Annotated in this window: 1 protein-coding gene; it reads right to left on the bottom strand. The window is 57.7% G+C overall.

Annotation, left to right across the window (positions count from 1 at the left end; translation table 11 throughout):
* A partial coding sequence (locus ASE71_RS16320; protein WP_200964134.1) for a 4Fe-4S dicluster domain-containing protein occupies window positions 1–331 on the bottom strand: 331 nt, incomplete at both ends.

Below are 331 nucleotides of genomic sequence, written 5' to 3'. Positions count from 1 at the left end.
CACCCAGTTGATGTTCTGGTTCGGGTCCTTGATGTCGCAGGTCTTGCAGTGCACGCAGTTCTGGGCGTTGATGACGAAGACTTGCTTGCCGTCCTTCTCCACCCATTCGTAGACCCCGGCCGGACAGTAGCGCGTCGACGGACCGGCATAGATGTCATGCTCGGAGCGCTTCTGCAGATCCATGTCCTTGACCTTGAGATGAACCGGCTGATCTTCCTCGTGGTTGGTGTTCGACAGGAACACTGACGACAGTCGATCGAAGGTCAGAACCCCGTCCGGCTTTGGATAGTCAATCTTCTGGTGCTGCGCTGCGGGCTCAAGGCTCTGCGCA

This window comes from Ensifer sp. Root954, from assembly GCF_001429005.1.
Lineage (GTDB): Bacteria > Pseudomonadota > Alphaproteobacteria > Rhizobiales > Rhizobiaceae > Ensifer > Ensifer adhaerens.
This window is presented reverse-complemented; position numbering and strand designations above follow the sequence as displayed.